Source organism: Pseudomonas sp. FFPRI_1, from assembly GCF_055384485.1.
Genome location: NZ_AP029168.1, coordinates 1,657,045 through 1,681,651 on the forward strand (window position 1 = coordinate 1,657,045; position 24,607 = coordinate 1,681,651).

The 24,607-nt window shown below is 60.9% G+C and carries 28 protein-coding genes; 26 read left to right on the forward strand and 2 right to left on the reverse strand.

Annotation, left to right across the window (positions count from 1 at the left end):
- Nucleotides 1-214: 214 nt before the first annotated feature.
- Together fdxA and mutS are read right to left on the reverse strand one after the other, a co-directional pair.
- On the reverse strand, nucleotides 215-538 hold the full coding sequence (fdxA, locus tag ACZ5BO_RS07405; RefSeq protein WP_007924025.1) for a ferredoxin FdxA: 324 nt from the start codon (nucleotides 536-538) through the stop codon (nucleotides 215-217).
- Between the two features lie 142 nt (nucleotides 539-680).
- Entirely contained in the window at nucleotides 681-3,260 is a 2,580-nt protein-coding gene (gene mutS / locus ACZ5BO_RS07410) for a DNA mismatch repair protein MutS (RefSeq protein WP_025127665.1), read from the reverse strand.
- A 186-nt stretch (nucleotides 3,261-3,446) separates the two neighbouring features.
- Between mutS and ACZ5BO_RS07415 the strand changes: the two genes are divergently transcribed.
- The 26 genes from ACZ5BO_RS07415 (at nucleotide 3,447) to ACZ5BO_RS07540 (ending at nucleotide 24,562) form a co-directional block, all read left to right on the forward strand.
- The gene (locus tag ACZ5BO_RS07415; protein ID WP_081818618.1) at nucleotides 3,447-4,190 is read left to right on the forward strand and encodes a LexA family transcriptional regulator; all 744 of its coding nucleotides are present in this window, start codon (nucleotides 3,447-3,449) and stop codon (nucleotides 4,188-4,190) included.
- Between the two features lie 517 nt (nucleotides 4,191-4,707).
- A complete protein-coding gene (locus ACZ5BO_RS07420; protein ID WP_025127667.1) occupies nucleotides 4,708-5,058 on the forward strand; it encodes a phage holin family protein in 351 nt (116 codons plus the stop codon).
- A gap of 218 nt (nucleotides 5,059-5,276) precedes the next feature.
- Nucleotides 5,277-5,798 carry a hypothetical protein gene (locus tag ACZ5BO_RS07425; protein WP_464699000.1) on the forward strand — a complete coding sequence of 174 codons (522 nt, stop codon included), beginning with the start codon at nucleotides 5,277-5,279 and terminating at the stop codon, nucleotides 5,796-5,798.
- Nucleotides 5,795-6,385, forward strand: coding sequence for a phage baseplate assembly protein V (locus ACZ5BO_RS07430; RefSeq protein ID WP_464699002.1), 591 nt, complete (start codon nucleotides 5,795-5,797; stop codon nucleotides 6,383-6,385). The genes ACZ5BO_RS07425 and ACZ5BO_RS07430 overlap by 4 nt, the downstream gene beginning before the upstream one ends.
- A gap of 82 nt (nucleotides 6,386-6,467) precedes the next feature.
- On the forward strand, nucleotides 6,468-6,671 hold the full coding sequence (locus tag ACZ5BO_RS07435; RefSeq protein WP_464699004.1) for a hypothetical protein: 204 nt from the start codon (nucleotides 6,468-6,470) through the stop codon (nucleotides 6,669-6,671).
- 4 nt (nucleotides 6,672-6,675) lie between these two features.
- Complete coding sequence (locus ACZ5BO_RS07440) at nucleotides 6,676-7,002, forward strand: GPW/gp25 family protein (RefSeq protein WP_464699006.1); 327 nt, start codon at nucleotides 6,676-6,678, stop codon at nucleotides 7,000-7,002.
- Nucleotides 6,999-7,880 carry a baseplate assembly protein gene (locus tag ACZ5BO_RS07445; RefSeq protein WP_464699007.1) on the forward strand — a complete coding sequence of 294 codons (882 nt, stop codon included), beginning with the start codon at nucleotides 6,999-7,001 and terminating at the stop codon, nucleotides 7,878-7,880. The genes ACZ5BO_RS07440 and ACZ5BO_RS07445 overlap by 4 nt, the downstream gene beginning before the upstream one ends.
- Before the next feature lies 1 nt (nucleotide 7,881).
- Nucleotides 7,882-8,487: a phage tail protein I gene (locus ACZ5BO_RS07450; RefSeq protein ID WP_464699009.1), complete on the forward strand. Its 606-nt coding sequence runs from the start codon at nucleotides 7,882-7,884 to the stop codon at nucleotides 8,485-8,487.
- Nucleotides 8,484-10,448, forward strand: a complete 1,965-nt coding sequence (locus ACZ5BO_RS07455; protein ID WP_464699010.1) for a phage tail protein — start codon at nucleotides 8,484-8,486, stop codon at nucleotides 10,446-10,448. The genes ACZ5BO_RS07450 and ACZ5BO_RS07455 overlap by 4 nt, the downstream gene beginning before the upstream one ends.
- Nucleotides 10,449-10,457: 9 nt before the next feature.
- Nucleotides 10,458-10,889 carry a phage tail protein gene (locus ACZ5BO_RS07460; protein WP_464699012.1) on the forward strand — a complete coding sequence of 144 codons (432 nt, stop codon included), beginning with the start codon at nucleotides 10,458-10,460 and terminating at the stop codon, nucleotides 10,887-10,889.
- Between the two features lie 101 nt (nucleotides 10,890-10,990).
- Nucleotides 10,991-12,157 carry a phage tail sheath subtilisin-like domain-containing protein gene (locus tag ACZ5BO_RS07465; protein ID WP_464699014.1) on the forward strand — a complete coding sequence of 389 codons (1,167 nt, stop codon included), beginning with the start codon at nucleotides 10,991-10,993 and terminating at the stop codon, nucleotides 12,155-12,157.
- A gap of 12 nt (nucleotides 12,158-12,169) precedes the next feature.
- Complete coding sequence (locus ACZ5BO_RS07470; RefSeq protein WP_015634355.1) at nucleotides 12,170-12,679, forward strand: phage major tail tube protein; 510 nt, start codon at nucleotides 12,170-12,172, stop codon at nucleotides 12,677-12,679.
- Between the two features lie 13 nt (nucleotides 12,680-12,692).
- Complete coding sequence (locus ACZ5BO_RS07475; RefSeq protein WP_464699017.1) at nucleotides 12,693-12,998, forward strand: phage tail assembly protein; 306 nt, start codon at nucleotides 12,693-12,695, stop codon at nucleotides 12,996-12,998.
- A 141-nt stretch (nucleotides 12,999-13,139) separates the two neighbouring features.
- On the forward strand, nucleotides 13,140-15,713 hold the full coding sequence (locus ACZ5BO_RS07480; RefSeq protein ID WP_464699019.1) for a phage tail tape measure protein: 2,574 nt from the start codon (nucleotides 13,140-13,142) through the stop codon (nucleotides 15,711-15,713).
- A 9-nt stretch (nucleotides 15,714-15,722) separates the two neighbouring features.
- Complete coding sequence (locus ACZ5BO_RS07485) at nucleotides 15,723-16,568, forward strand: phage tail protein (RefSeq protein ID WP_464699021.1); 846 nt, start codon at nucleotides 15,723-15,725, stop codon at nucleotides 16,566-16,568.
- The gene (locus ACZ5BO_RS07490) at nucleotides 16,543-16,749 is read left to right on the forward strand and encodes a tail protein X (protein ID WP_025127682.1); all 207 of its coding nucleotides are present in this window, start codon (nucleotides 16,543-16,545) and stop codon (nucleotides 16,747-16,749) included. Before ACZ5BO_RS07485 ends, ACZ5BO_RS07490 begins: the two co-directional genes overlap by 26 nt.
- Before the next feature lie 61 nt (nucleotides 16,750-16,810).
- A complete protein-coding gene (locus ACZ5BO_RS07495; RefSeq protein WP_464699023.1) occupies nucleotides 16,811-17,854 on the forward strand; it encodes a phage late control D family protein in 1,044 nt (347 codons plus the stop codon).
- 50 nt (nucleotides 17,855-17,904) lie between these two features.
- The gene (locus tag ACZ5BO_RS07500; protein ID WP_464699025.1) at nucleotides 17,905-19,041 is read left to right on the forward strand and encodes a glycosyl hydrolase family 18 protein; all 1,137 of its coding nucleotides are present in this window, start codon (nucleotides 17,905-17,907) and stop codon (nucleotides 19,039-19,041) included.
- Nucleotides 19,042-19,108: 67 nt separating this feature from the next.
- Nucleotides 19,109-19,300 (forward strand): hypothetical protein, encoded by a 192-nt coding sequence (locus ACZ5BO_RS07505; RefSeq protein WP_464699027.1) that lies wholly within the window; start codon nucleotides 19,109-19,111, stop codon nucleotides 19,298-19,300.
- A 90-nt stretch (nucleotides 19,301-19,390) separates the two neighbouring features.
- Nucleotides 19,391-19,882 carry a phage tail tube protein gene (locus ACZ5BO_RS07510; protein WP_025127686.1) on the forward strand — a complete coding sequence of 164 codons (492 nt, stop codon included), beginning with the start codon at nucleotides 19,391-19,393 and terminating at the stop codon, nucleotides 19,880-19,882.
- A gap of 8 nt (nucleotides 19,883-19,890) precedes the next feature.
- Nucleotides 19,891-20,238: a phage tail assembly chaperone family protein, TAC gene (locus ACZ5BO_RS07515; protein WP_025127687.1), complete on the forward strand. Its 348-nt coding sequence runs from the start codon at nucleotides 19,891-19,893 to the stop codon at nucleotides 20,236-20,238.
- Between the two features lie 29 nt (nucleotides 20,239-20,267).
- Nucleotides 20,268-20,522, forward strand: a complete 255-nt coding sequence (locus ACZ5BO_RS07520; protein ID WP_019093181.1) for a hypothetical protein — start codon at nucleotides 20,268-20,270, stop codon at nucleotides 20,520-20,522.
- Between the two features lie 58 nt (nucleotides 20,523-20,580).
- On the forward strand, nucleotides 20,581-21,987 hold the full coding sequence (locus tag ACZ5BO_RS07525; protein ID WP_464699030.1) for a phage tail tape measure protein: 1,407 nt from the start codon (nucleotides 20,581-20,583) through the stop codon (nucleotides 21,985-21,987).
- A 38-nt stretch (nucleotides 21,988-22,025) separates the two neighbouring features.
- Nucleotides 22,026-22,364, forward strand: coding sequence for a phage tail protein (locus tag ACZ5BO_RS07530; RefSeq protein WP_464699032.1), 339 nt, complete (start codon nucleotides 22,026-22,028; stop codon nucleotides 22,362-22,364).
- Nucleotides 22,361-24,010, forward strand: a complete 1,650-nt coding sequence (locus tag ACZ5BO_RS07535; RefSeq protein WP_464699034.1) for a pyocin knob domain-containing protein — start codon at nucleotides 22,361-22,363, stop codon at nucleotides 24,008-24,010. The genes ACZ5BO_RS07530 and ACZ5BO_RS07535 overlap by 4 nt, the downstream gene beginning before the upstream one ends.
- Nucleotides 24,011-24,358: 348 nt before the next feature.
- Nucleotides 24,359-24,562 carry a hypothetical protein gene (locus ACZ5BO_RS07540; protein WP_464699036.1) on the forward strand — a complete coding sequence of 68 codons (204 nt, stop codon included), beginning with the start codon at nucleotides 24,359-24,361 and terminating at the stop codon, nucleotides 24,560-24,562.
- Nucleotides 24,563-24,607 lie beyond the last annotated feature (45 nt).

Consider the following 24,607-nt stretch of genomic DNA (forward strand, 5'->3'; position numbering starts at 1 on the left):
GTGTCGACGGATAGACACAGCCATCAAGGATGATGGTCAGGACATCGCAGGAAGCGATTCATCAGGACGATGAAAAGGAATAAAGGGACTAGGGAAAAATGTGGGCGGGTCATACCGCCCCTTTTTTTTGCCTGTCGAAAAACCCGCCAGCCGTAACCCGGAACCCAGAAATGCAAAAAGGCCCGCAAGGGGCCTTTTCTTGAACTCGGGGCAATCAGCGCTCGAGGTCTTTGATCTTGCCTTTGACGCCATCCCACTCTTCGGCATCCGGCAACGAATCTTTCTTTTCAGTGATGTTCGGCCATATCTCTGCCAGCTCGACGTTCAACTGAATGAATTCTTGCATCTCTTCCGGGACTTCATCCTCGGAGAAAATGGCTACAGCAGGGCATTCAGGCTCGCACAGCGCGCAGTCAATGCACTCATCCGGGTGAATCACCAGGAAGTTCGGGCCTTCGTAAAAGCAGTCCACCGGACAGACTTCTACGCAGTCGGTGTACTTGCACTTGATGCAGTTGTCGGTGACGACGAAGGTCATTTCTAATTCTCTCCTCAGGCGGCGGCAGCGGAGCCCCTACATGACGGGGTCGCCAGGTTTGGGAGCGATAGTCTGCGGACCAGGCTAATAGTCCGCAGCATCCCAAACCGCGCGAGATTCTAACAGCTTGAAGGCGTTCGCGTTAGATGCGCGTCTTCAATGTATAGAGCATTTCCAGTGCACGGCGTGGCGTCATGTCATCCAGATCCAGCTTGGCCAGGTCGTCCAGTACCGGGTGCGGCAGGCTGGCGAACATGTCACTTTGCTGTGGCGCCGCGGTCTTGCCCGGTGCTGGTCGCGGTGTTTCATGGGGCAGGCTGGTGGTTTCCAGTCGGCTCAGATGCTCACGGGCGCGGACGATGACTGCGCTGGGAACCCCGGCCAGCTGGGCTACGGCCAGACCGTAGCTCTGGCTGGCAGGGCCTGGCAGTACATGGTGGAGGAAGACGATACGCTCGTTGTGCTCGGTGGCATTGAGATGCACGTTGGCTACTAGCGGTTCGCTTTCCGGCAGTACGGTCAGTTCGAAGTAGTGGGTGGCGAACAGGGTGTAGGCGCGCAAGTGGGCGAGACGTTCTGCCGCAGCCCAGGCCAGGGAAAGACCGTCAAAAGTACTGGTACCGCGCCCCACTTCGTCCATCAGCACCAGGCTGCGCTCGGTGGCGTTGTGCAGGATGTTCGCGGTTTCGCTCATTTCCACCATGAAGGTCGAGCGTCCACCGGCCAGGTCGTCGCTGGAGCCGATCCGGGTGAAGATCCGGTCCACCAGCGACAGTTCGCAGCTTGCCGCAGGGACGAAGCTGCCGATATGGGCCAGCAGCACGATCAGCGCGGTTTGGCGCATGTAGGTGGACTTACCGCCCATGTTCGGCCCGGTGATTACCAGCATCCGGGTGTTGTCGTCCAGGTTCAGGTCGTTGGCCACGAACGGCGTGGTCAATACCTGCTCCACGACCGGGTGACGGCCCTGGGTGATGCGCATGCAAGGCTCGCTGACAAAGCGCGGGCAGTTCAGGTCCAGGTTCAGTGCGCGCTCGGCCAGGTTGCTCAGGACGTCCAGCTCGGCCAGAGCGCCGGCCGTATCCTGCAGTGGCGGCAAGTGGCTGATCAGGGTTTCCAGCAGTGCGTCGTAGAGCATTTTTTCGCGAGCCAGAGCGCGGCTCTTGGCTGACAGCGCCTTGTCTTCAAACTCCTTGAGTTCTGGAGTGATGAAGCGCTCCGCGCCCTTGAGGGTCTGACGGCGAATGTAGTCTGCCGGCGCCTGTTCGGCCTGTTTGCTGGGCAGCTCGATGAAGTAGCCGTGAATGCGGTTGTAGCCGACCTTGAGGTTGGCCAGGCCGGTACGGGCTTTCTCGCGGGCTTCGAGGTCGATCAGGAACTGCCCGGCGTTCTCGCTCAAGGATTGCAGTTCGTCGAGCTCGGCGTCGTAGCCGGTCTTGAGCACGCCGCCATCACGGATCACGGCTGGCGGGTTGTCGATGATTGCCTTGGCCAGCAGTGCTGCCAACTCCGGGTAGGTGCTGGTGGTGACCGCCAGTTGCTTGAGGTGGTCCGCCTCCAGTTCAGTCATCGCCTCTTGCAGCTCCGGCAGTGCGGCCAGGGCATCGCGCAGCCGGGCCAGGTCGCGCGGACGGGCGTTGCGCAAGCCGATTCGCGCGAGGATCCGCTCGATATCGCCGATTTCCTTCAGCTGCGGTTGCAGCCGTTCGAAGCGGTAACCGTCCAGCAGGCAGGTAATGGAGGACTGACGTGCCTGCAGGACCTTGAGGTCGCGCAGCGGGCGGTTCAGCCAGCGAGTCAGTAGGCGGCTGCCCATGGCGGTCTGGCAGCGATCGACTACCGATTGCAGGGTATTGTCGCGCCCGCCCGCCAGGTTGGTGTCCAGTTCCAGGTTGCGCCGGCTGGCGCCGTCCAGCACCACGGTATCGTCCAGACGCTCATGGCGCAGGCTGCGCAGGTGGGGCAGGGCGGTGCGCTGGGTTTCCTTGGCATAGCCCAGCAGGCAACCAGCGGCGCCGATAGCCAGGGTCAGGCTCTCGCAGCCAAAGCCCTTGAGGTCCTGGGTAGAGAATTGCTGGCACAGGCTTTTGTGCGCGGAATCGCGTTCGAAATCCCATGGGGCACGACGCCGCACGCCGCGGCGTTTTTCCGCCGGCAGGCCCTGTGGCCAGTCATCGGGGATCAACAGCTCAACCGGGTTGATCCGTTCCAGTTCGGCCAGCAGGTTCTCCCAGCCCTTGATTTCCAGGACGCTGAAGTTGCCGCTGGTGATATCCAGCACCGCCAGGCCGAACAGGCGCTCATCGCCCAGCACCGCGGCAATCAGGTTGTCGCGACGCTCATCCAGCAGCGCCTCGTCACTCACCGTGCCCGGGGTGATGATGCGCACCACTTGGCGCTCCACCGGGCCCTTGCTGGTCGCCGGGTCGCCCACCTGCTCGCAGATCACCACCGACTCGCCGAGCTTCACCAGCTTGGCCAGGTAGCCCTCGGCGGCGTGGTAGGGAATGCCGCACATGGGAATTGCCTGGCCTGCCGACTGTCCGCGCGCCGTCAGGGTGATGTCCAGCAACTTGGCGGCCTTCTTCGCGTCCTCATAGAAGATCTCGTAGAAGTCGCCCATGCGGTAGAACATCAACTGATCAGGGTGCTGGTTCTTGAGGCGCCAGTACTGCTGCATCATCGGCGTGTGGGAGGACAGATCGGAGGTATTTTTACTCATTGGTATTCAGGCGGATTCGTTGAATGGGTGACACAAAGGAGCACTGGGCTCGGCTTTTTGCAGATGGCGGCAAGGTTACCATGGGCGCCCTGGCCTCGCAGGCACCAAGGCGCTACTGCGTTTGTCCGGCAAATGCATTACAAACATGCAAAACAGCATTTGTCATTGAGAAAAAGATCAAGCACTATGCGTTCTATGCAAATACGCAACGTTTCTACCGTCTTAAGAGAGCTGCTGGATCGCGACGGAATCTCCCCCACGGAGCTTCACCGTCGCACCGGCGTGCCTCAATCCACCCTCTCGCGGATTCTCAGCGGGAAGATCGTCGATCCCTCGGATAAACACATCTCGCGGATCGCCGACTACTTCCAGGTGAGCACCGATCAACTGCGTGGGCGCGTGGATATCGCGTCTGCCCGGCCAGCTACCCGTGACGAGATTCATTCGGAACTCAAGGACATAAGCCTGTGGGACGACGACACCCCTGTCGATGACGACGAGGTGTCGGTTCCCTTTCTGCGTGAGGTTGAATTGGCTGCTGGATCAGGAAGATTCGTCATCGAGGAAAGCGAACGCGCCAGCCTGCGCTTCGGCAAGCGCAGCCTGCGGCACAACGGCGTGCAGTTCGACCAGGCCAAGTGCGTCACGGTGCGCGGCAACAGCATGTTGCCGGTACTGCGGGACGGCGCCACGGTCGGAGTCAATGCTGGCAAGTGCGCCATTGGCGATATCGTCGATGGTGACCTTTACGCGATCAACCACAACGGCCAGTTGCGGGTGAAGCAGCTGTATCGCCTGCCCACGGGGATTCGCCTGCGCAGCTTCAACCGCGATGAGCATCCGGATGAGGACTACAGCTTCCAGGAGATTCAGGAGGAGCAGATCAGCATCCTCGGTCACGTCTTCTGGTGGGGCATGTACGCCCGCTAACCCATTACCGTCAGATAAAGCCCGCTCTTGAGCGGGCTTTTTTTTCGCCTGCGAAATGTCCCCTGCCCTTTGCTTATGCGCCTTCCATGCATTTCAGCAAATCCACTGCATAAATAAATGCATTATTGCATTGACTGCATATGCACGAATGCATAATATGAGCCCCAAGCCGCACGAAAGCGGCTGCAAAGACGCTCTTTAGTGACAAAGCAAAGGCAGCGATGAACCGGCCTCGACGGTTCAGAGGGTTGGCAACTGACCCGGGTGTGCAGCGTAAAGCACCAGAAGCAGTTATCCGGCGGACAGGGTCGCGGTCGGAGGAACAATCTAAATGGATCCGTACCGCGCCAGTAGCGCCGAAAGATCAAGGTTTGCATTACTGAAAAGCCCGGGCGACCGGGCTTTTTGGAATGCCTGCCTAATGTGGGCCACTGACAGACAGGGACCCTTTGAAACCGCTTTTTCAGCTTTCCATAACGGGCCACTTTGCTGGCCCCAATCCGCACGGGAGACGTGAATGACAAACGAGCAACAAGCGTTGCTGGACATGCCGATCTGGCTGGTCATCGTCCTGGCGTTGGTCGGTGGCGTCTCCGGCGAAATGTGGCGTGCCGACAAGGAGGGCGCCCGCGGCTGGTCGCTGGTACGACGCCTGGCACTGCGCTCCGGCGCCTGCGTGGTCTGCGGGGTTTCGGCAATCATGCTGCTGTACGGCGCCGGCCTGTCGATCTGGACCGCCTGCGCCTTCGGCTGCCTGACGGCGATGGCGGGTGCTGATGTCGCCATTGGCCTCTACGAGCGCTGGGCCGCCAGGCGCATTGGCGTGTGTGAAACCCCGGACCGTGATTCTCACTCGGATCGGTCTTGATCCTATCAACGATGGAGCAAATCTGCAGGACTTCAGGAGTACACCCCACACGGCTTCCGACACGTTGCCGAGCGTGGGGTTCTTCTCCTGGGTTGATCGACAGTGACGCCGCTTCCTGCGCCGCGCTCTTGCGCGAGCTGGCGGAAATTGGCGTCGTAGGGTTTACCGGCTCGTGCCCGAAGGTGGTGGCGCGGTCGACTTGATTGCGGGAATGGATAATGAACGAGCTGACGACCTTGCATGACGCAATCACCGCGACCATCAAGGCCGCGATGCCACAGGTGGAGACGGTTGAAGCCTTCCCCGAGGGGCTGGATGGGCTGACGAAACCGGCGATTGCCTTTGCGCTCACCGGGATGGACCCGGGAGCAGACCCGGGCGATGGGCGCAGTGGGGTGAAGGTCACCTTTGAGGCCAGGGTGCTGGTTGATGCCAATCTTCCTCACGCCCCGCTGGCGGCCGTCAATCTGGCGGCGCAATTGGTGGATCTTCTGCGGCTGCAGGCCTGGGGCCTCGACTTTGTCGAGGGGACCACCGCGGCCCGGGCCATGCCGACGAATGTTTCGACCCTGTCGTTGCACTACCTGAGCTGGACGGTGCAGTGGCAGCAGATCATCTACTTTGGCCAGGAGGAATGGCCCTGGCCCAATCAAGGCCCGGGCTCCCTGGTATTCGGTTTTGCTCCCGATACCGGACCAGGGAACGAGGATGCCTATCAGTCGCCGGAGCAGATGCAATGAGCTACGTTTCCTCCGCTCACGACCGCATGCTCGCCGGCCTGATCATCCCCTGCAGTGTCATCGGCGTGGACCTGGCCAGCGCCAGAGTCCGGGTATCCGACGGCGCCGGCTGGACCAGTGCCTGGGTGCGCTGGCACAGCCAGGCCGCGGGCAAGGCCCGACACTGGCGGGCGCCGAGCCTGGGCGAGCAGGGCGTGCTGATCAGCCCCAGTGGTGAACCGGCGCAGGGCACCTTTGTGCCGGGCCTGTATGGAGATGCCGGTGCTGCGCCGGACAACCGCGAGCATGTCGAGGTCTGGCGTTTCGACGATGGCGGCTCGCTGGTCTACGACTGGCAGGCCAAGCGCTACAGCATCAGCCTGCCCAGCGGTACGGTTTCGATTCAAGTGGGCGACAGCTCGGCCGTGGTGACGGATAGCGCCATCACCGGCAGGGCCGACAGCATCACCCTGACAGGAGCAATCACCTTGAATGGCGACGTGCAGATCAACGGCGCGAGCTTGAAGCACAACGGGGTCAATGTCGGTTCCACCCATGTCCATATGGGGGTGATGCCAGGCCCCGGAGCCACCGCTATTCCTCAATGACGTGCCGGTGAGGGCTGCCGGCAACGACAACCTTTATTCATATCAACCGCCAAGAGCGGTTTTTTTGTACTCGGAGAACACCATGGCTACCCCAAGAAAACGCGCCGCCGGATTGGCCAGCGCTGGCCCGCTGGTCTTTCGCGACACCCTCTACACCTCTCGCGTGCTGATTTTGGCCGACGGCCGCCAGCTTTGCGTGGTTCAGGGGTGTGTGTCCGCTGACGCAGCGGACGACACCGCGTTGGACTACCTGAGCAAACACCCGGATCTGCAACCGCAGGAGTAAGGCGATGATCGGAATGGATCGCCGTAGCGGTTTGCCTCTTTCCGGTATCGAGCATGTGCGGCAGTCCATTGAGGACATCCTCACCACACCGCTTGGTAGCCGGCGCATGCGTCCGGAGTACGGCAGCAACCTGCGACGCTTTGTCGACCTGCCGGTCACCGGCGGTTGGAAAAGTGCCGTGCAGGCAGAAGTGGCCCGGACGCTGTTGCGCTGGGAGCCGCGGCTCAAGCTGGAGCGGGTTCAGGTGGTGTCGGTAGTGGCGGGACAGATCACTTTTCAACTGACGGGCCAATACCTGGGCGATAGCGCGATTTTGGAGGTGACGGCATGAGCATGTTGGACTTGTCGGCATTGCCGGCTCCGCAAGTTCTGGAAGCCCTGGATTTTGAGGCGCTGTATCAGGACAAGCTGGCGATGTTTCGTCGGCACATGGGCAGCAACTGGACGGCGAGCCTGGAGAGCGACCCGGTGGTCAAGCTGCTGGAAGTGGCGGCATACCGGGACATGCAACTGCGCGCTCGGGTCAATGATGCGGCCAAGGCCTTGCTGCTGGCCCATGCCAAGGGCGATGACCTCGATCACCTGGCGGCCAATGTCAACTTGCAGCGCCTGGTGATTCAGCCGGGGGACCTGCTGGCCATACCGCCGATAGTGGAGGTCAAAGAATCGGATGACGCGCTGCGTGAGCGGGCGCAACTGGCCTTTGAAGGACTGACCACGGCTGGTCCGCGTAACAGTTACATCCTGCATGCCCGCAATGCGTCGGCTCTGGTGGCGGATGCCGAGGCCGAAAGCCCGTCGCCGGCCCGGGTGACCGTTACGGTTTTGAGCCTCGAGGGGAACGGCGCAGCAGGTCCTGAACTGCTGAAGGTCGTGGCGGCCGCCCTCAATGATGAAGACGTACGACCGCTGGGGGACCGAGTCACGGTTCAGAGTGCCGAGGTACTGCCGTATCGCATCGACGCGGTATTGCACATGAAGGGACCAGGGCCGGAAAGCGATGCGGCCCTGGCCGAGGCCGAGCGCCGGCTCCAGGCCTGGATGAATCCGCGCAAACGCCTTGGGGTTGAAGTCGCCCGTTCGGCGATTGATGCCCAGCTGCACGTTGCCGGGGTCGGTCGAGTCGAGTTGAACGGTTGGCAGGACATTGTCCCAACCAAGGCCCAGGCGGCGTATTGCACCGGTTACAGCGTCACGCTGGGGAGCTGACATGAGCAGCCTTTTACCGGTCAACAGCACACCACTGGAACGCGCGCTTGAGGCTGTCAATGCGAATGACACCGCCATCTTGCTGCGTACCCTCTACAACCCCGATACCTGCCCGGCACATCTGCTGTCGCAACTGGCCTGGGCCTGGTCGGTGGATCGCTGGGACCCGCGCTGGAGCGAAACGGTCAAGCGCAACGCCATTCGTGCCTCGTACTTCATTCATGCCCGCAAGGGCACCATCGGCGCGCTACGGCGGGTGGTCGAGCCCCTTGGATACCTGATTGAGATCGTCGAGTGGTTCAACACGGTTCCCCAGGGCGTGCCCGGCACCTTCACGCTGAAGGTCGGCGTTCTCGACACCGGTATCACCGAGGAGATGTATCAGGAGCTGGAGCGCCTGATCGACGATGCCAAGCCTGTCACCCGGCACCTGACGGGGTTGGCGATCAGCTTGGAAACCCAAGGCACTTTGAATATTAGTGTTGCCCAATACGATGGCGACGAAATCGACGTTTACCCGCCAGTCCTGCGTGATATCGATGTCACGGGTTATATCGGCGTGGTCGGACGTGAACACTCAATAGACACTCTGGATGTTTATTCATGATTGACGCGAACTCGCAGTTTTTCGCCATCCTTACGGCGGTGGGCGAGGCCAAGCAGGCCAATGCCAATGCGCTGGGGATTCCCTGGAAACTCACAGAAATGGCGGTGGGCGATGCCAACAATACGGACCCCACTCCAAACCGGCTGCAAACCAGTCTGATCAACGCATGGCGTCGCAAGCCTATCAATCAGTTGCGGATCGATCCGGTTAACCCGGCGGTGATCATCGCCGAACAGGTCATTCCTGCCGATGAGGGGGGACACTGGATTCGCGAGATCGGTCTTTACGACGCTGATGGCGATTTAGTGGCGGTGGCGAACTGTGCACCCAGTTTCAAGCCTGTGCTGTCGCAGGGATCAGGTCGTACCCAAGTGGTGCGGATGAACTTCATTGTTTCAAGCGCTGCAAACATCACGCTCAAGGTTGATCCTGCGGTGGTATTGGCGACTCGGGAATACGTAGATGCGAAGATTCTTGAGGAGCTGTACAAGCTTGATAGCAAGCAATCGGTGCGGGTCGCTACTACTGCCAATATTGCACTGGCTGGTCTGCAGACTATCGACGGTGTCGCACTGGTCACAGGTGATCGGGTACTGGTTAAAAATCAGACTGTTGCCAAAGACAATGGCCTGTATAGCGCTGCCGCAGGTATTTGGGGACGTACAGCGGATGCAGACAGCAATGTGGAAGTGACGTCGGCCATGCAGGTATCCGTTGAGCAAGGTATGACCTTGGCCGATACCCGTTGGCAGTTGGTGACGGATGGCATGATTGTCGTGGGCACGACAGCTTTGAGTTTTCAGAACGTGACTCAGGGTTTTGCGCCGATCAATTCCCCTGCGTTGCTCGGTGCTCCCACGGCGCCAACTCCTGCTCTGTTCGACAATACGAAGTCACTGGCGACAACTGAGTTTGTTAAGCGGAGTAGTGGCAACTATCGTGGTTTCACTAACGTTACTGATTCGACAACATTGACGACCGGAGCGGTTGGCACGTTAGTGACGTTGATCGGAGCGTTTCCCGTAACGTTGCCGGTGGCTGGCGACCTGCCGTATGGAGGCGCTATCCACTTCCGTAATATCGGTAATGGTGTTGTCAATGTGGTCTGTTCCGGCGCGGACTTTATTAACGCGGGAAATGGTACCCAACTCTCGAACATTACGCTGCAACCCGGTGCCACATTGGAACTGGTCAGTAATGGTGCTATCAGTTGGTGGGCATCGGGGTCGGCACAGTTTCAATATTCCAAGATGCTTTGCAGTACCCCCCCACAGTTCGATAGTACAAAGACGCTAGCCACGACGGAGTTTGTGCGTCGAGCCTTGGGTAGCCGCAGCGGGTACATCGACTATCAAGCGGCGAGTGGGACAATCCCGGTCGTTGATGCGGGTAAGTACATTGGTTTTAACAGGGGGGCTGCACAGAGCTATGCATTACCAGATGCCAATACTCTTCCTCTAGGTACAAGCTTTTATCTTGAAGCTGTCGGAGGGGATGTCTCACTGAGTGCTCCGAACTCAAAATTTGCTGGCCCGGCGGCACAGGTCGTGTCTCCTTTGTACGTTCTGAGAAACGGCACCGCCTGCGAGTTTATTGTGATATCGAATGCATCGCAGAGTGATCCGAGCTTTTCTTATCGAGTTGTGGGCGGAGTCGGTAAGGCGCTGGTCGCCCGTAATGGTTATGAGCGCATGCCAAATGGGTTGATCCGGATGTGGGGCAGTGGCATTGCTGGTGGCCATCCAGATCAATGCGCGTTCGGCCGTGGAATAGTACGAAGTGTCTACAATGCCTTTCCGGTAGCTTTTCCGAATGAGGTGTTCGGTATTGTTTGCACTCACTATAGCGCTGGGATTGCAGCTGTTTCTGTCGTGACAACGGGTGAAACAATCAATGGGTTTAACGCAGCTGCGACTTTGTCAAATGACTGGCAGATTCATTGGCAGGCCATTGGTCGCTAAGGAGTGAGCATGAGATTTAGCCCAAGTAACAATCAGTTCTACCCTGAAGACTTCGGGTATCAGAAAGGTGCTATTCCTGACGATGTTATCGAAGTACCGCAGGAGGATTTCGTCGCAGCACTAGAGCGTCGAGCTGATCAATTGCTCGCGGTCAAAAAGGGGCGCGTTGTTGTCGTGCCAGCGCCTGAGGTTGATCTTGTTGAGCGTGCAGGCGCATTTGAGCGCTTCTGGCGCTCGCAACAGCTTGAAGTAACCGATGCCCTGGTAATCCGCCACCGTGACGAGTTGGAGGAGGGTTTGAAAGTTACGTTGTCATCGGAGCAATACACACAGCTTCAAGCGTACCGACGTGCTCTTCGATACTGGCCGGAAGACGGGGAGTTCCCCCAGGTCGAGCATCGGCCAACACCTCCGCAATGGCTAGCGAACCTGGCCCCATAAACGCCCCGCACCGCCGGGGCGTTTTCCTTCCCGCTTCCCATTAATCAAACATCCCTTACAGCCCCCTTCACCCGGGGCTTTTTCATGTCTGGAGTTTATCCATGAGTGGTTTTTTCCACGGCGTTACCGTCACCAACGTCGACACCGGCACGCGGACTATTTCGCTGCCGTCGTCTTCGATCATCGGCCTGGTGGACACCTTCACCGAAGGCCCGACCGCCACTGCCAAGGTCAATGACCTGCTGCTGATCACCAACGAGCGCGAGGCCATTGCAGCCTGGGGCCCGGATGCGGCCATCACCAAGGCTTGCCAGGCCATTTATCAGCGGGCCAAGGCGGTGATCGTCGCTTGCGGCGTGGCCAAGGTGGCGGATGCGGCCGAGCAGACCTCGGCGATCATCGGCGGGGTGCTGGCCGACGGCAAGCGTACCGGCCTGCAAGCCTTGCTGGATGGCAAGAGCCGTTTCAACGCCCAGCCGCGGTTGCTGGTGACTCCCAAGCACAGTTCGACCCAGGCGGTCGGCACTGCGCTGGTGGCCCTGGCCGACAAGCTGCGTGGCCTGGCGATCATCGATGGCCCCAACAGCACAGACGAAGCGGCCATGGCGTATGCCAAGAATTTCGGCGCCAAGCGCGCCTACATGGTCGACCCGGGCATTCAATACTGGGACAACGGCGCCAATGCCAGCGTCGATGCGCCGGCTTCAGCCTGGGTTGCGGGCCTGTTTGCCTGGACCGACAACGAGTACGGCTTCTGGGCCTCGCCGTCGAACAAGGAGTTCGTCGGCATCACCGGCACCACCCGCTCCATCGAGTTCCTGGACGGTGATGAAAGCTGCCGCGCCAACCTGCTGAACAACGCCAACATCACCACCATCATTCGCGACGACGGCTTCCGCCTGTGGGGCAACCGCACCTTGTCCAGCGATCCGAAGTGGGCCTTTGTCACTCGGGTACGGACCCTGGACATCGTCATGGACGCGATCCTCTACGGCCACAAATGGGCAGTGGACCGCTCGATCACCGCGACCTACGTCAAGGACGTCACCGAGGGCCTGCAGGCGTTCATGCGTGATCTGAAGAACCAGGGCGCGATCATCAACTTCGAGGTCTACGCCGACACCGAGCTCAACACTGCCAGCCAGCTGGAGCAGGGCAAGGTGTACTGGAACATCCGCTTCACCGACGTACCACCGGCGGAAAACCCCAACTTCCGCGTCGAGGTCACCAACCAGTGGCTGACCGAAGTCCTCGAACACACCGCTTAAGGAGCAGCAGCAATGGCAATGATTCCCGAAACCCTGGCGAACATGAACCTGTTCGTCGATGGCATCAGCTTTCAAGGCGACGTGCCGAGCCTGACCCTGCCCAAGTTGACCCTCAAGACCGAGGAGCATCGCGTCGGCGGCATGGATGTGCCGGTGGAACTGGACATGGGCATGGAGAAACAAGAGGCCGGCTTCACCACCACCGGCGTGCGCCGCGAGTCGCTGAAGATGTTCGGCCTGGCCGATGGCAGTGGTTTCAACGGTGTGTTCCGTGGCGCCTTCAAGGGCCTCAAGGGCAAGGTGACCCCGGTGATCGTCACCCTGCGCGGCCTGCTGAAAGAGGTCGACATGGGCGACTGGAAGTCCGGCGACAAGGCCGAGGTCAAGCACAACGTGGCCCTGACCTACTACAAGCTGGAAGTCGACGGTCGCCTGATCTACGAGATCGATGCCCTGGGCATGAAACGCGTGATCAACGGTGTCGACCAACTGGCGGCGCAACGTTCGGCCCTGGGCCTGTAAGGAAACCACCAGCATGTCTCAAGCAATCAGCAAGACCCCGGCGTGGATGACCCTGAGCGCGGAAAACGTGGTGATCAGCCTCAGCAAGCCGGTGGAGATGAACGGCGTGGTCTGCGACCAGGTCACCCTGCGCGCCCCCACTGTGCGTGATGTGCGCGCGGCCAATGCCGGGGCTTCCGGTGATGACGAACAGCGCGAGCTGATGCTGTTTGCCAGCCTGGCGCAAATCAGTGCCAAGGACCTGGAGGGCATGGCGCTCAAGGACTATCAGCGCCTGCAGGCTGGTTATTTTCGCCTGGTGCAAGACGACGAGCTTTGACCCTGCGGTGATGAAGATGGCGGCGAAGCGGCTCGCCAGCGAGCTGCATTTCGCCGCTGAGGAAATCATGACCATGAGGTTTTCCGACATGGTCTGGTGGCTCACGGATTGAGCCCATCACCCACAGAGCAGGAGTAGCAGATGGCGAGCAAGCTGGAATCGGGACTGGTGGTGATTGGTACTGCCCTCAGTTCGACGTGGGACGCCGCCTTCAAGACAGTGGAAGGCCGGATCAGGCAATTGCAGGAGCAGGGCAGCAAGGCCAGGGTGCTGGAACAGACCATTGGCCAGACTTTGCGCCTGCAGGACCAATGGAAAAAGGCCCATGACGCCGGCGCCGCTTCCGCCGCCGGGCTGTTGCGCCGGTTGGAGCAGAGTCGGGATGGCCTGCGTCAGCAGGGTGTGCAGGTGCACAAACTGCGTCAGGAGTATCAGGCCCTGGGTAAGGTGGCCCGGGGCTCCGCCCTGCAGGCCCGGGGGCAGCAGCAGATCGACCAGGGCAAGGCTGACTTCAAGGCGGCGTATGGCTTGGCCAAGGACGGGATCGGCAAGCTGGCCATCCCGGTCAAGATCAATGCCGATTATCAGGCGCTGATCCGCGACATCGCGATCAAGGCCAATGTGGCCAACCAGCCTCAGGAAGCACAGTTGAGCCGCACGGTCACTCAGACCTCGCGTGACACGGGGATGGCCCGTAACGACGTGGCCGCTCTGGTGAGCCAGATGACCAGCAGCGGCATGTCGCTGGACAAGGCGCAAGGCTACGCTGGCTTGGCCGCCAAGTTTGCGGTGGGGCAGGGCGCGAGTGTCGAAGACACCGCAAAACTGATGCGGGCCTTGGAGCTGAAAGCTGGAATCAGTGATCCCAAGGTCATGGAGCAGGCCCTGGAGGCTATCGCCCTGCAGGGGCAGTCGGGCAATTTTGAAGCCGCCGACATGGCGCGTCTGCTCCCGGCTCTGCTCCACAGCGCAAGCGCGCAAGGGCTTGCCGGTATGGATGCGGTGAGCCAGCTCGGGGCGATGCTGCAAGTGCAGATGAACACCGCGGGCGGTGCTGATCAGGCCGCGGGGCAACTGCAGAACTGGATAGGCAAGATCGGCTCCGGTGAGGCGGTCAAAGCCTACGAAGAGGCCGGTATTGATTATCAGGCTTCGCTGAACACCGGCATCCAAAAGGGCATGTCGAGCCTGGAGGCGAGCTTTGCCCTGGCCATGCGTTACGTCAGGGCCATCGATCCGGCCAAGGCCGCGAAGATGGCCGAGGCCCAGGCGCAGATCAGCAAGGAAACCGACCCGGCCAAGGCCAAGGCGACCCTTGAGGCTCTGGAAGAGTCCCTGCGCACCGGCGACCTGTTCACCGATATGCAGATCAAGGCGGCCTTGCTGGCCCAGACCCAGGGCCGGCAGCAGTACGAGCAAGTGAAGAAGGATTCGTTGAGCGCCTCTGGCGTTCTCGCCAGGAACCTCGCCGAGCGCCGAGAAGCCTCCAGGCAGTTGTGGGCTGAAGCCGAGCAGGCCATCGACGAAGGCCAGCGGGTGGTGGGAGAGGCCCTGCGACCCGCGACGGACCTAGCGGCCAAGGGCATCACCCTATTGGTCGGCAAGCTGAGCGAACTGGCGGAACAGACCCCATCGTTGGTGCAGGGTGTGGCTGCCTTGGGCGCCGCTTATGTCGCGGTGAAAAAACTCATGGCCGTCTACACCATGGGCAAGGGCCTGCTGAATGTCTTGCGGGGTGGGTTGAAGGTCGACCCCAACCTTGTCCAGCGCGTGTTTGTCACCAATGCACTGGGAATGGGCGCGGGTGATTACGACCTCGACGGAGGCAGGAACAGGAAGGGCAACAAAGGCGGCAATGGTCCCGCTGGCGCAAAGCCCAAGCGCGGCGTGCTCGGTCGCGTTTTCCAGAGCCTGAAAAATGTATTCAGCCCAGGCAATTTGAGCCGTTTGGCCCAGGCAGGGATGAGAGTCGGCACGGTTGCAGGGAACGGCTTGATGTCTCTGTTGCGTGGCGCCAAGTCGCTAGTCAAGCGTGGTGGTGTCCTGTCGGTACTGGATGCCGGTCTTCAGATCGCAGACACCTATCAGAATGCCAAGACCCGCGACGAGAAGGCCGAAGGCTATGGCGGCGCGGCTGGAGGGTTGGTCGGCGCTTGGGCGGGGGCCAAAATGGGGGCGGCTGCCGGGGCTGCCATTGGTTCTGTCGTACCAGGGCTTGGCACTGCCTTTGGCGGCGCTGTAGGAACCGTCCTTGGTGGTGCTCTTGGTTACTGGGGTGGCGGCGCTCTGGGCGCCTATGCAGGCAAGGCGATGTTTGGCTCTGACGAGTCGCTCAAGCAAATGCCCGCAGCCGGTCCGCTGATGATGCGCAACGCCGGGCAGAACCTCCCGCCGGTCATGGGCGACATCGCGAAATCCTTCCAGAGCGGTCAGACACCGCCGCTGATGGGGCAGGCAGTGCGTTCGATGGCCAGTCCATTGGCGTCCACCGCGACGCCGGCCACGATCAATCCGCCGGAGTCGTTCAAGTCTCAGTTGCCCCCCGTCATCGAACAGCAGTTCAGCTTCGCGCCCTACCTGTCGATCTCGGTCCAGGGCGATGTGCGCGACCCTGCGCAACTGGCTCGGGAACTGGAACCGCACCTGCGCTGGCAGTTCGACGAGTTCAGCCGCCAGGCTGCCGCTCGCCAGCTGTTCGACGCCGCACACGTTTAAGGAGAAGGCATGGCTTACATGGAACAGCTGCAGTCGGGGCTGGGTTCCCTGGTGGCGGCAGCAGAGGCGGGCCGACGCAGCGCGGATGCAATGCTGGGGCCCATGAACGGCGCCATCAGCGACATCGGCGGCGCCGCCCTGGAGCTGGAGAACCTGCCCTTGGTCGGGCCGGTGCTGGGCGCCAAGCTGCAGCGCACGATGCGTGGCATCAGTGCCGCGCAGTCGGCCGTCGGAGAGGTGGCGGCCCAATACAGCCAGGCGGTGACGGTGGCGGGGCAGGTCCAGCAGCGCCTTGGCGCGCTGCAGGAACAGGTGGCCAAGGCTGGCGCGGCGATCAACCGGATCGGCGGGCAGATCAGCCCCGCCCTGGGCAACATCTTCCCGACGGCGGCGTTTGTCGAACAAACCACACCGGCGGCCGAGGCGGTAAAACCTTTTCCCCACCTGTTGATCCTGCAGCCCCTTGGGGCGGGCGCCCAGCCTTACTACTTCAACGTCGACACCGCAGCCTTCGAGGAACTGCGGCGCCAGACCGGGTTTCGCTGGGCCGGCCAGGAGCGCCTGAGCCGCAGTGTCGCCCAGCAAGCAGTGGGCCAGGGCGAAGAGCGGATCACCCTCAAGGGCGCGGTGTTCCCCGGGTTCAAGGGCGGCCTGGGGCAGTTGCAGACCCTGCGCAGCATCGGCCAGCGCTTGCAGCCGCTGAGCCTGACCACGGGCTATGGAGAAGTACTGGGCACCTGGTGCCTCACCAGCATCGAGGAAGATCAGAGCCATCTGCTGGCCGGTGGCATCCCTCGCAAACAAGGTTTTTCATTGGAGTTCGTAAGCTATGGCGACGACTTGCAGAACGTCTGACGGGGACCTGCTCGATACCTTGTGCCACCAGTACTACGGCCACCTCAACGGCTGTGTCGAAGAGGTGCTGGATGCCAACCAGGGATTGGCCGACGAGCCCCAGCCGTTTCGCGCCGGGGTACTGATCCGGCTGCCAAAGCTGCCGTCCCGGGCCGAGGCCATGGTCCAGCTATGGGACTGAGCCCGGGTTCAATCCACCCACCCCGCCGAGTACGGGGTGGGCTTTTTCTGGAGCAAGGTTCATGACCCCAGCGTTTCGAATCGTCGCTGATGGCCGGGACATCACCGCGCAGATCAACGACCGGTTGCTGACCCTGCGCACCACGGACAAGCCCGGCATGGAGTCGGACGAATTCGAGCTGCGCATCGATGACCGCGACGGTGCCGTGGCCCTGCCCCGGCGGGGTGCGAACATCGAAGTCTTCCTCGGCTACGCCGGCCAGGAGTTGACCCGCCTGGGGCGCTACACCGTGGATGAAGTGGTGGTGAGCGGGCCGCCCGATGCCATCGAGATCCGCGGCAAGGCCAGCGACATGCGCGGCAGTGGCAAGACCAGCCGCAGTGGCAGTTGGGAGAATGTCCCGCTGCAGCTGATCGTCCGTGACCTGGCGGCGCGCAACGGCTGGCAGCCGATCTGCCCGCTCGCCATCAAAGTGCCGCGCATCGATCAGCTCAATGAGTCCGATTTCAATTTCATCACCCGCCTGGCCCGGCAATACGACTGCACCGCCAAGGTGGCCGAAGGCAAGCTGCTGGTACTGCCCCGCCAGGGCGGCCAGAGTGCCAGCGGCAAGGCCCTGGGGCTTGTCACCCTCGGCCGCGGCGACGTTAGTCGCTACCAGTTTCGCCTGAGTGACGGCAGCACCCACAAGGCGGTGCAGACCCGACACCAGGACCCCAAGAGCGGAAAGCTGCGGGTCATCGACCTGGATAACGACGACGCGCCGAGTGATTCGCCGGCGGTGTACACCGAGCGCCACCTGTACCCGAACAAAGCCGCCGCCGAGCAGGCCGCCAAGGCTCGCTTGGCGGCCTTCAATCGCAGCACCGCCAGCCTGCGCCTGGACCTTGCGGGGCGTACCGATCTGTTTGCCGAGCGGATGATCAATGCCCAGGGGTTCAAGGCCGGGCTCGATGGCGACTACCTGGTGGATTCGGTCGAGCAGCTGTTCACCCCATCCGGGTGGACGACCACGGTCGAGTGCAACGGCGGCAAGAAGGGCAAGGCCAAGGCCAAAGGCAAGCCGCCCCAGGCCCGCAAACCCCTCAGGGTCGAGCAGCTCTGAGCGTTGATCATCTTCCCCACTGACGCGGCAAGCCGCCTCCAGGAGTATTCATGAATCCAGGTATCACCCTGCCGATCCGGCATTTTTTCCGCACCTTGATCGCCACGTGCAGCTTGCTGTTGGCAACCGCAAGCCATGGGGCTCCGTTTGTCCTGGCCTACACCGACGGCCAGGTCGAAGCGTCCTACAGCAACCTGCAGGCTTTCCACCACAACCTGTCTGCCGTCGGCCTGGGCAGTACCTACGGCCTGACCGTCACCGGCAAGCTGCACCAGGACGGCATGAACGAAACCACGCAGAACATCATTCGTTTTGCCAAGAGCCAATCCCTGGCGCTGTACCCGACCGTCTCCGACTACAACGAAGACATCGGCGCCTTCGACCCGGCGATCTCCCACTCCATCCTCAACGACCGGGCCTTGAGCACGGGCACCATCAAGCAGTTGGTCAAGCTGGCCAGGGACGGTGGATTTGCCGGCATCAACCTGGACTTCGAGAAGGTCGAGCCGAGGAACCGCGCAGCGTTTTCCGCCTACGTCAAAGCCCTGGGCAACGCCCTGCATGCCGGCAACAAGAAGCTGATCATCAGCATCCCGCCCAAGCTCAGCGACACCCAGCCCGAGTACCTGCAAGGCTATGACTACAAGGCCCTGGGTGCGGCGGTGGACTACTTCCAGGTGATGACCTACGACCAGGTCGGGCCGGGCTGGAGCAGTGGCGGCTTCCACCGTGAAGTCTGGCCCGGCCCGGAATCGGGCGCTGACTGGCAACTGGCGTTGCTGAGCTACGCCGTGTCGCGTGTACCGGCGAGCAAGATCCTTTCCGGGCTGCCCGCCTATGGCCAGGACTACAGCATCGGCAACCGGGTGCACTGGTCGGCCTACTCGGAAATCATTGTCGAGCACCGGGCGGTTACTCATCGGGATCCAGCCTCCGCGACGCCCTACGCCACCTGGGGCCCGGTCCAGACCTTCGCCGATGGCGTGGAGTGGACCCCGCAGCGAGCGCAACCGGTGCTCTGGTACGACGACGCCGCCAGCATCAAGACCAAGACCGCCCTGGTGGCCAGGTTGGGCCTGGCTGGCACCAGCGTCTGGGCCATGGGCTATGAAGATGCCGAGTTCTGGACGGCGCTGCAGTCCGGGCTCAAGGCCGGCAGTGAACTCTTGCCGGCAGGGCGCGAGTGATCCTGGCTACGCCAGAGTTCCGGGGGCTGCCCCGGGTAACGTTCGACGGATAGAGAGGACTGCCCCCATGAATGACGAAGACCTTGCTGCGATCAATCGGCTGATCGCCGCACTCCAGGTCCAGACCGATGGACAGACTGCCTTGAACAGCGCCATCCGCCTGCTGGCGCAAAGCAACCAGGCGCTGGTGGACCTGATCAAGAGTCGTGAGCCCGACCCCAATGCTCCCCCTTATCTGGATGGCTCGCCGGCCCCCTGAACCCAGGGTTCCAGCGTTTTGAGCTTCCTCCCCGAGTAACACTCACAGCCCGCCGTCGCGGGTTTTTTTATGTTGTCTGGAGAACACCTGATGTCGATTCTTACCCAAGGTACGCAAATCTTTGCCCTGGTTCCCTCTGTCACTGGCAGCGGCCCCTACACGGTGCTGGAAATCGAGCACGCCACTTCCTTCGATCCGGGCGGTGCACCTGCCGAGCAGATCGAAGACACCAGCCTCAATGCCCAAGAGCGCAGCTACAAGAAGGGCCTGCGGACCCCAGGCACCGCCAGCCTGGGGCTGAACGCCGACCCGGCCAACGCCAGCCATATCCGCCTGCATCAACTGTCCGAAGCCAATGGCGATACCAGCGTCAAATGGGTCGTCGGCTGGTCCGATGGCAAGGGTGTGCTGCCGACCGTCAATGCCAAGGGCGACAACTTCGAACTGCCTGCGACCCGCACCTGGTTCGCCTTCGATGGCTATGTCTCGGACTTCCCGTTCAACTTCGCGCTGAACGCTGTGGTCACCACCACCGTCACCATTCAGCGCACCGGCGGTTCCACCTGGATCAAGAAGGCCTGAACCACGTCATGAACCTCAAACAACTGAAAGCCAAGGGCGGCATCGTCGATGCCCTGCCCGTGAAGAAACAGGTGAGCTGGACCCACCTCGACCACAAGACCGGCAAGGAGGTGACCGACACCTTGACCCTGCATGTACGTCGACAGTCCTTCGGTGTCATCGAGCGTCTGTTTGCCGAGAGTGACGGCGAGTTGAGCCGCAATGCCCGCTATATCGCCGCGTCGGTAGCGCTGGGTGCTGACGGCTCGGAGGCTCTCAGCTATGACGATGCCTACGGGCTGGAGCCGTCTCTGGGCTTCCTGATTCTCAATGCGGTGAATGAGGTCAATGGCACCGGTGGTGCGGCAAAAAACTGACGGCCGCCGATGAGTTCTGGCACGAGCTGGTGCTGAACGGAGTTGGCGGCCGGACCATTGCCGAAGCCAAGGAACGCATGACCTACCAGGAAGCCCTGGCATGGGGGCGCTATATCGACCGATATGGTTCCTTGCATACCGGTAGGCGGCTGGAGGCGGGCAGCGCCCTGGTGGCGCTGCAGACCCACCGGCTGGGCGGAGGCATGGCGGAGTTACTGGACTTCATGCCTCACGAACAACGTTTGGGGCTTTCGCTCGAACGCGCAATGAACGAGTGGCGCTGACCCAGGCCACTTTTCCCAAACCCGTTTCGACGGGTTTTTTCATGACCCGGAGAAACCTATGGCAACTGCTTCCCGAGGGAGTCTGCAACTGGACCTTGGCGACCTGGAGCGGGCTCTGAACAAGGCCCAGCGTATTACCGACCAAGGCATGCGCAACATGCAGCTACGGGTCGAAGAGGCCGGCAGGAAAATCGCCGCTGCTCTGGCGAACTCGCAGGCTTCGGCACTGGATACGACTGCCAGTGCCTTTGATGATCTACGCAAGGCTTACGACCCGGCTGCCAGAGCGGCCGATGATTTTTCAAAAAGCCAAAGCTCCTTGAACGCACTGCTCCAGCAGAACAAAAGTGCTGGAACCGAGTATGCGCAAACCTTGGAGGCATCTGGAAAAAAGTTTCGGGCGTACTCCACCGAGCTTGAGTCACTGCGTACTTCCGGTGCCCTTGCCGCCTCTCAGTTGGGGCGGGGGAGGCGTCAGCAGGACCTGGCCACGCAACTGAGTGCCAACGATGAAAAGTATGCGTTGGCACGCGAGGCCCTGGACAAGCAATACCCACAAGGCGCGACTCAGGCACCAGCGACCTATGCCGACACAGCGGGAATCAGGTTTCCAGCGGGAGATGCCTATGGTCGTGGCGCGGAGAGGGCCGACGACTATGCCATCAAACTGGATGAGCTGAAGACCAAGCACAGTGACATGACACTGCAGATTCAAAGCAACTATGTACAGATGAGCGAGTCTCTCGGCGACTGGAAAAATGGTGCCTCCTCCGCCTGGGACGATTACATGAACAAGGCCGGTGACGTCGCCGCTCAGTCGAAGGCGGTGTTCACCAGCGCTTTCGAGCAGATGGACGCGGCGATCCTCCAGTTCGCCACTACGGGCAAGTTTTCCTTCTCCGATTTTGCCAAGTCGGTGCTCAAGGACATGGCGATGCTGGCGGCGAAGACGGCGGCGTCCAAAGCCTTGAGTTCGTTGTTTGGAATGGCCAGTTCTGCGGTCATGGGATGGTTTGGTTCTACTGCTACACCTGCACCAACGACCACCTCGGTCGGTTCGGCAAGCTACACCTTCGACCCTCAATTGAGCCTGGGCTCTAGTTTCAAGTACGCCAACGGTGGGGTTTTCACCAATGGCGTTGCTACCGGGCCGACTCTGGCACCCATGGCCCTGTTCGGTGAAGCCGGCCCAGAGGCAATCATGCCTTTAAGTCGCGGTGCCGACGGTTCGCTGGGGGTCGTTGCACTAGGTGGCGGACAGTCCGGCACCACCAGCAATCAGCAAGTGCTGATCCAACAGACCATCAACGTGCCTGACGGACAATCCGGTGCTTCGGGTGCCGGCATGAATTCCCAGAGCCTGGCCAATGCCTACGCCAGCGCGGCAAAACAGGGCGCTGCCGAGCAGATCGCGCGTGACCTGAAACCGGGCGGCCAGATCTGGTCCGTCATCAACGGCCGATGATTCCCAGCGGCCGCAACGGCTCACGCCCGGAGAACACCATGACTATCGAAACATTCATTTGGGTACCCAAGATCGAGCCCGTGGGCAGTGTCGAATTTCGCCTCAAGTCGGCGCGCTTTGGCGACGGTTACCAGCAAGTGGCCCAGGACGGGATCAACAACAAGAGCCAGTCCTGGCCGCTGACCTTTGTCGGCGACGACAAGACGATCAAACCCATCGTCGCCTTTATCGACGCCCATGCCGGAGCGATGCCGTTTTACTGGACGCCGCCCTTGGGCGAGCAGGCTTTGTATCGCTGCAAGACTTATCAACCCTCGCCGTTGGGGGCGGGAATTTATTCGCTCAGTGCGACTTTTGAACAGGCATTTCATCCATGAGTATTGATCCAGTCAACATCGGCAGTACGCCGAATGATGGTAGTGGCCATGACCTGCGTTCTGGCGGTGCCATCATCAATGCAAACTTCGCCCAACTCGATGCCCGTACCGCGGTTGCGCAGGCGAAGGCTGATGCAGCAGTGCCTGGTTCTGAGCTTGGCGCCCGTGTGCGCTCGACGACGCTGGCTGGCCTGGGGGCGCTGGTTAATGCTGCCATCGTGGCCACGGACACAGTCCTGCAGGCCTTTGCAAAGTTGCAGGCCCAGATAAACCAGAGCATCAAGAAGGGCGAGTTCGGCTTGGGCGGTGACACGGGCGCCGATGCAGCCGATTGCAACCTGATCACCAGGGGCGGCTATTACAAGGTCACGGCCGAAACCCTGAACCAGCCAGGGCAGGGCGGGTGCTCGCTTCAGCATGTTTCCCACTCACCCGGCTTCTGGACTCAGCTAGCCTTCGGTCAAGGACCGGGCGCTGCAATGTGGCTTCGCAGCAAGTCCGGTGGAGATCCTGGCTTGTGGGGCCGAGTGCTCAAGACTGGCGACTATGGGATTGGCGCAGCAGTCTCGACATACGCTCCTGGCAACGACATAACAAAGAACCCGGTCGGCGGCCTGTACCTATGGGACCCGCAAACAACTGGCCGACCAAATAACAGTGATCATGGCGTAGCCCTGTCGGCTGTCGGCTGGTCGGATAAGTGGGGCTGCAAGCTGATCATGTCTGCCAGCAGCAACTCACTCTGGTACAAGCGCCATAGCGATGGGGTTGATCAGCCTGCGGTCAAGGTGCTTCTGCAGGGCGACTACGGCGTAGGCGCTGTGAGGCTTGATTCCTGCGAAAACGCAAACGAAGTGGCGGCCTCTGGCAAGCTGCTTTCGCATCCAGGGACAGCAAACTCCCCAGGGGTGTACGGGGTAATAGATACTGCATTTTATGAGAAGTCATCTGCGAACTTTACGCAGACGATCCACTCAATCACAGGGCAGGGTATTTTTTACCGAAACTCTGTGAACGGGGCTGTCTCGCCGTGGGGGACTATCGCAACCTCAAGGGAGGGCTACTCAGGGACCATGGCAAGGTCGCCAGCAGGCACTAATGCCAATGCGCTGCCAACGTACAGCCACCGGCTCTGGATTGATAGCAATAGCTCTGGCGGCCCCAGCATTGCTGACTGGCTTATTGACCACACCTTTATCCAGACTGGCTACGCCTGGCAAACAGCGCGTGCGCTCAACCCTGATGTACCGGGTGTTTACACCAGAGTGCAAAATGCGGGCAATTGGTCCAACTGGGCTCCTCCAACTGAGGCTACAGAGCGCATCGCCAATTCGAACGGGCAGGCATTGAAATTCCCTGACGGGACCATGATTTGCTGGACGGCCAGGAAAAGGACCGTAGTAACCACGATACCTGTGGGTTCGCTTTTCCTTAACGAGCCCGGCAACTCATTTTCCTGGCCTGTGCCATTCGCTGGGGATAGGCCTTCGATAACGATATCCGTAGACAACCCAGCTGTAAGCCTGGGATGGGGGTCGGCGAACACCCCAGCGACATTGAGCGGTATAGCCGATGTTAGATTTCTATCAACTGTCACAGGCGCAAGCGCCGACATTGCATGTGTAGCTATTGGTAGGTGGAAATAATGAACTTCTATATCACTCTGAGCCCGCAGGCCCAGGTAAGCAATTACACACCTACAACGATATCTGTAAAAGGGGCCGTGATCACGATTGACGGCCAGGACTTCGACCTGTCGCCGATTCCGGTCGGCAGCATGATTGATGGGGCCGACGTTCACGAGGTTATTTTCCGAGGGGGCATCGAGCACCGCGAGGACGGGTATCACCTGACCATTCTATTCAGGACGCCACTACAGGCGCCGCGCCGTATGGCGTACCCCGAGACGGTTGTCACAACCGGCGACGGTCCCGTCGACCTTCCACAGCCTGACCAGGAACAAGAACACCCCCCAGTAATCGAGGAGCCGAAAGATGGACCTGTCCAAGATCAAATCGATACCCACCCAGGAGAGCATCAAGAAGGAGCAGGAGACTCGCGAGGCCCTGAAGTACCTGTCTGATACCGACTGGTATGTGATGCGCCTTGTCGAGACTGGAAAGGCAATACCCGAAGACATCGCCGCCAAGCGCGCTGAAGCCCGCACAACGATCAGCGGAGAAACCAAAGCCCCATAGGCTCCGAAGCAATACCCCACAGGCCCGCCATCAAGCGGGATTTTT